The sequence below is a fragment of the Neisseria sp. P0009.S007 genome (genome assembly GCF_051962515.1).
Map to the genome: position 1 here is coordinate 1 of NZ_JBQCVF010000026.1, position 6,082 is coordinate 6,082.

Below are 6,082 nucleotides of genomic sequence, written 5' to 3' on the forward strand. Positions count from 1 at the left end.
CTCCGGCAAAAGTCCGCAGCAACCCGGTTCAAAACGTTTCCTACACTGTACGTAAAGGCGATACCCTGAACACCATCGCCAGCCGTTTCAATGTTGATATTAACGATATCCGCCGTTGGAACCGCAATACCCGTACCGTATCTCCCGGTCAACGTTTGAAACTGATTGGTAGCTAATATTATCTTTAAAACAAAGGCCGTCTGAAAGATTCAGACGGCCTTTTTCTTGATGATAGATAATCAAGTTAATGTTTGATAACAAACAGAATAGTCTTTACTTAAAGATAAAAATATTTTTTGAAAATTACTGTATAAAAAAAGAGTGTGCAAAAACACACTCTCTTCTTCAAACGAATTGTCGTCAAACCCTATGCTAAATACCCTTATCCAAACATATGAATTCCGTAAAATATATTCCTATGCCGGTGAAAAAGCATCACAGAAGAAGGCATCTTCCGGTAAAGCGCAATTTTGAGTCAGCAAACTTTGCGCACTCTCGGTCATAGCTGGTGACCCACAAGCATAAACTTCGTATTGGCTCAAATCAGGATAATTTTGTGCGGCAACATTTTGCACGTACCCATTCTCCCCTTTCCAATCGGAATCAGGCTTAGAAAGAACAGGCGAGAATTTCGCATTTTTCAGACGGTCTATTAATGCTTCTGCTTCTTCCAATGCGTACAAATCCTCCTGCTGACGTGCTCCCCAGTAAAAATGAACCTGACGTTCGCTATTCTGATGAATCAAATCAAGCAAGATGCTGCGGATAGGTGCGTAACCTGTACCCGTTGCCAACAAAACAATCGGTTTATTGCTGTCCTGTTGCAAAGTGAATGTACCTAATGGCCCTTTAACGCGGACAATGCCTTTTTCTTTGATTTTAGGCTCGGCACCAAAAATCATTTCTGAGCATACGCCGTTTTCACGTTTGCGGATATGCAGTTCCAAAATGCCTTCTTGATCAGGCGAATTGGCGATTGAATAGCTACGGCTGATATTGCCGGGAAGCAGCAAATCAATATATTGCCCGGCATAAAATGCAAATGGCGGCGCTTTAGGCAAAGCCAGTTTGAGCAAAGCAACATCGTGTTTGATTTCAATGTTTTCAATACGTGCCGGCAATGTGCGTACCGGCAAAGCATTTTGATTAAAACCTGGCACATTTATTTTGAGGTCGCTCTTCGCAGTGGTACAACACAATAACACTTTGCCCTGTGCTTTTTCTTCTTCACTGATGGCTTTATCAATATGCTTGCCCATTTCAAATTCGCCACTAATCAACTCAGCCTTACACTGCCCGCAGGCACCACTTTTGCAAGAATGAGGCAAATTTAAATTCTGACGGGTTGCGGCAGCAAGAACAGTTTCGTCCTCATTCGCCGTAAATGTAGTTTGATCTGGTAAGGTAATGGTATGTGTCATGGTATTTAGAATAAATTTATTATCAAAAACAAAGGCCGTCTGAAAATAAAACCTGTTTTCAGACGGCCTATCCTATCTATCAAGCCAATTTGGCTTTAATCAACTCTTGAACCTGAGCCGGATTGGCCTTGCCTTTACTTGCTTTCATCACTTGGCCGACAATCGCATTTAAGGCTTTTTCATTACCGGAACGGAATTGCTCAATGGCTTTCGCATTGTTTGCCAACACTTCATCCACCATCGCTTCAATTGCGCCAGTGTCAGTAATCTGTTGCAAACCATGTTTTTCGATGATTTCGGCAATACCTGCTTCAGGCTCAGCCCACATCGCTTCAAAAGCTTTTTTCGCCAATTTGCTGCTTAATGTTCCATCTGCAACTTTAGCAACCAACTCGGCAAGGCGTGGAGCTGTAATCGGGCTTTCAGCCAATTCCAAACCTTCTTTGTTCAAGGTAGCGGCAAGCTCGCCGTTCATCCAGTTCGCCGTCAATTTACCTTGGCCGCAGGCTTTGGCCGCTTCTTCAAAATAGGCAGCTTGGGCGCGGCTGGCAGTCAACAGGCGCGCATCATAGTCAGACACGCCGTAATCGGCAACAAAACGCGCCGCCATTTCATGCGGCAACTCAGGCATTTGCTCTTTGGCCTTTTGCAATTGGCCGTCTGAAATAATGACCGGCAGCAAATCCGGATCCGGGAAATAGCGGTAATCGTGCGCATCCTCTTTCAAACGCATCACACGGGTTTCGCCTTTTTCAGGATCAAACAGCATGGTTGCCTGCTGTACTTTACCACCATCTTCCAAAATTTCGATTTGCGCTTCCACTTCATAATTGATGGCTTGTTCCAAGAAGCGGAAAGAGTTGAGGTTTTTGATTTCACGGCGTGTACCGAACTCGGCCTGACCTTTTGGACGTACAGAAACGTTGGCATCAACACGGAACGAACCTTCCGCCATATTACCGTCGCAAATATCCAGCCAAGTCACTAAACCATGCAACGCTTTAGCATATGCCACAGCTTCGGCTGCGGAACGCATTTCAGGCTCGGAGACAACTTCCAACAAAGGCGTACCGGCACGGTTCAAGTCGATACCGGTAGCACCGTTCAAACCTTCATGTACGGATTTACCCGCATCTTCTTCCATGTGTGCACGGGTAACATTGATGGTTTTAACCTCATCGCCCACTACGATTTCCAGTTTGCCGTGTTCAACAATCGGCAAATCCAACTGGCTGATTTGATAGCCTTTTGGTAAATCAGGATAAAAATAGTTTTTACGGTCGAACACGTTTTTCTGATTGATTTTCGCATCCAAAGCCAAACCGAGTTTGATGGCTTTTTCGACGACTTCGCGGTTCATTACCGGCAATACGCCCGGCAACGCACACTCAACCACGCTGGCGTGGGCATTAGGCTCGGCACCGAATGCAGTGGATGCGCCGCTGAAGATTTTGGATTGGGTGTTGAGTTGGACGTGGATTTCCAGTCCGATTACGGTTTCCCAAGTCATAAGGGTCTTTCTGTCGAAAAAAAAGTTAATCGGTTAAATGAGTGATTCGTTTTTCAGACGGCCTGAATAAAAAACCATAACAGGCCGCCTGTAAGATAAGTTTATTTCCTGCGGCGTTGGAAACCGGGCAGTTGCCAATGGAAACGGTATGCAGTCAGACGGAACAACAATCCGCCGGCAAAGAGCAGGTTTAACGTAAAAATATTAATCCAGCCCAAATGCCCGAACAGATAAATCAGCCCGCCAATCAAAATAGCCACGCTGCCGTAAAGGTCGGTACGCAAAATCATTGGTACATCATTGACCAAAATATCGCGCGCAATACCGCCACCAACGGCAGTCACAAAAGCCAAAGAAATAACGCCGAACAGATTAAGCTGCAAAGCCATACCGATTTGTGCACCGGTAATGCTGAACGCTGCCAAACCAATGGCATCGGCAATAATAAAAGCAGCGGCCAAATAGGTGCTGCGATAACGTTGCACCCTTATCAACCATGCGATAGCAAGCGTGGCAAACACAACAATCAGCGCATCGGTTTGCAAAAACACTTGCGGAATCCGGCCAACCAAGCCATCGCGTATCATGCCGCCGCCGACAGCCGTCAGTAACGCAGTAATGACGACACCGAGCACATCCAACCGCTTGTTGTAGCCGACCAAATAGCCTGAAATGGCAAACGCAGCTGTCCCAATGATTTGAATGAAGTCGGTGGCTGTCATGTTTTTAAATATCTACAATATGCAGCACCTCAATACATTCAGGCGCTTTTATATGGTTTATTTTCAGACGGCCTTGAATCATCAAGGCCCTAAAACATTATTCCGGCGCTTTGGTGTGCCAATCGCTGCTCAGCTGAACCTGATGTGCGGCACCCAAAATTTTGGCTTCGGAGAAATAGTTGCCGATAAATTGCACACCAATCGGCAGGCCGTTTGCGCTGAAACCGGCTGGCAGAGTCAATGCGGGCAAACCGGCAAGGTTCACGGCGATGGTGTAAATATCGGACAAGTACATTTGTACAGGGTCGTGGATGTCGCTGCCGAGTTTCGGCGCGGCAGTCGGCGCAGTCGGCGCCAGAATGAAATCACATTGACCAAAGGCCGTCTGAAAATCATTGGCTACAAGGTGACGCAGTTTTTGCGCTTTCAAGTAGTACGCATCGTAGTAACCATGACTCAATACATAAGTACCGATCATGATACGGCGTTTGACCTCGCTGCCGAAACCTTCGGCACGGGTGTTGCTGTACATTTCTTCCAAATCGCCGAATTGCGCTGCACGATGGCCATAACGTACGCCGTCGAAACGGGATAAGTTAGTACTTGCTTCCGCAGAGGCGAGAACGTAATAAGCAGGGATCGACAATGATGTTTGCGGCAGGGAAACCTCAACAGTCTCCGCGCCTTGTGCTTTGAGCAAATCGATAACGCTTTGCAAGGCCGTCTGAACATCGGCATCCGCGCCTTCGCCGAAATATTCTTTAGGCAAACCGATTTTCAAACCTTTGAGCGGCTTATCCAAATCACGGGTGTAGTCTTCTTTTTCGAGCTCCAAGCTGGTGGAATCGCGCTCGTCAAAGCTGGCCATGGCGTTCAACAAAATCGCACAGTCTTCGGCCGTTTGCGCCATAGGACCGGCTTGGTCAAAGCTGGAAGCATAAGCAACCATACCGAAGCGTGAAACCGTACCGTAAGTCGGCTTGATGCCGGTAATACCGCAATGCGATGCAGGCTGACGGATAGAACCGCCGGTATCCGAACCCAACGCAACCGGTGCCAAACGCGCCGCGATTACAGCAGCCGAACCGCCTGACGAACCGCCGGGAACATGTTCAAGATTCCATGGGTTTTTGGTTGCGCCGTAGAACGAAGTCTCATTGGTCGAACCCATGGCAAATTCGTCCATATTGGTACGGCCAAGAGTAACCATGCCGGCATCCAACAGGTTTTGCACCACAGTGGCAGTATAAGGAGAAACAAAGTTATCCAACATTTTGGAGCTGCATGCACTGCGCCAACCTGTTTGGCAGAAAATATCTTTGTAAGCAACCGGTACACCGGTCAAAACCGTTGCATTGCCGGCCGCGATACGCGCATCGGCTGTTTTGGCCTCAGCAAGGGTCTTATCTTGATCGATGGTCACATAGCCATTGATGGCAGGGTTTTTCGCAGCAATAGCGGCCAAATATTCGGTCGCCAATTCGACTGCGGAAATTTGTTTGGATTGCAGCAGGCTGCTGGCTTGTTTGAGCGTGTAAGCGGTCATTGTGCCGTACTTTCTATAAAACAGTTTTTGCTTTCAAAACAGATATTGAAAACATCCGTTTAAATCAATAAATCGGGCCGTCTGAACAAAGTATCCTTTCAGACGGCCTTGCAATAGGGGCTTGCCGATAAGCAAAGGCCGTCTGAAACCTTATTCTTCAATTACTTGAGGAACGATATACAGGCGGTTGCGCACTTCGGGGGCAACAGCTTGATATTCGGCAGCATGATCGGTTTCAGTCACTTTATCTTCGCGCAGGCGTAAAGCGGCTTCGTGCGGATGCGCCATGGGTTCGATACCGTCGGTATTGACGCTTTGCATGTTTTCAACCATGGCGAAAATGTCGTTCAACTCGGCAAGCGTTTTGTTTTTTTCTTCGTCCGTTAAAGTGAGGCGCGAGAGTTTTGCGATTTTTTCCACATCATTTAAGCTTAAAGCCATAAAAAATCCTTGTCTGATAGCAATGCCTCTTAGGTTTGGGGTATCATTGCATTTCGTCTTCTATGAAGCGAAGAATTATAACCGAAAACCAAACAGGTTGGCATGGTGTTTTAATTCAGACGGCCTTTTAAGGGGGCATTTATCCGTCTTAAACCGTGTACCTGTTTTTCTTATTTTAAATAATGCTAAACACATCCGGGCTGGGCCGGAATTTCAGGAATCCTATGTTTCGTCTTTTATCTCGTTTCCTCTCCAATGATATTGCCATCGACTTGGGCACGGCCAACACGCTGATTTTTGTACGCGGCAAAGGGATTGTTTTGGATGAGCCGTCCATGGTTGCGATTCAATCCGGCGCAGGCAATAAAAGTAAAATTATGGCCGTGGGCACGGAAGCCAAAAAAATGCAGGGCCGTGCGCCGCGCAATATTGAAATCGTCCG

7 protein-coding genes are annotated in these 6,082 nt (G+C 47.0%); 2 read left to right on the forward strand and 5 right to left on the reverse strand.

The annotated features are described in order from the left end of the window. A partial coding sequence (locus ACTHS3_RS04310) for a LysM peptidoglycan-binding domain-containing protein (RefSeq protein ID WP_440367235.1) occupies positions 1-176 on the forward strand: 176 nt, incomplete at its 5' end. 240 nt (positions 177-416) lie between these two features. On the opposite strand, the gene ACTHS3_RS04315 is transcribed toward ACTHS3_RS04310, so the two are convergent. The 5 genes from ACTHS3_RS04315 to gatC form a co-directional block, all read right to left on the reverse strand. Beyond that, the gene (locus ACTHS3_RS04315) at positions 417-1,421 is read right to left on the reverse strand and encodes a 2Fe-2S iron-sulfur cluster-binding protein (RefSeq protein WP_070625449.1); all 1,005 of its coding nucleotides are present in this window, start codon (positions 1,419-1,421) and stop codon (positions 417-419) included. 79 nt (positions 1,422-1,500) lie between these two features. Beyond that, entirely contained in the window at positions 1,501-2,931 is a 1,431-nt protein-coding gene (gene gatB / locus ACTHS3_RS04320; protein WP_003685244.1) for an Asp-tRNA(Asn)/Glu-tRNA(Gln) amidotransferase subunit GatB, read from the reverse strand. A 101-nt stretch (positions 2,932-3,032) separates the two neighbouring features. After that, complete coding sequence (locus tag ACTHS3_RS04325) at positions 3,033-3,653, reverse strand: trimeric intracellular cation channel family protein (RefSeq protein WP_049331484.1); 621 nt, start codon at positions 3,651-3,653, stop codon at positions 3,033-3,035. Positions 3,654-3,750: 97 nt separating this feature from the next. Then, positions 3,751-5,199, reverse strand: a complete 1,449-nt coding sequence (gene gatA / locus ACTHS3_RS04330) for an Asp-tRNA(Asn)/Glu-tRNA(Gln) amidotransferase subunit GatA (protein ID WP_070625451.1) — start codon at positions 5,197-5,199, stop codon at positions 3,751-3,753. Between the two features lie 150 nt (positions 5,200-5,349). Continuing rightward, the gene (gene gatC, locus ACTHS3_RS04335; RefSeq protein WP_003685110.1) at positions 5,350-5,640 is read right to left on the reverse strand and encodes an Asp-tRNA(Asn)/Glu-tRNA(Gln) amidotransferase subunit GatC; all 291 of its coding nucleotides are present in this window, start codon (positions 5,638-5,640) and stop codon (positions 5,350-5,352) included. 224 nt (positions 5,641-5,864) lie between these two features. On the opposite strand from gatC, the gene ACTHS3_RS04340 reads away from it, so the two are divergent. Continuing rightward, positions 5,865-6,082: rod shape-determining protein (locus ACTHS3_RS04340; RefSeq protein ID WP_440367230.1), on the forward strand; the 218-nt coding region annotated here is incomplete at its 3' end.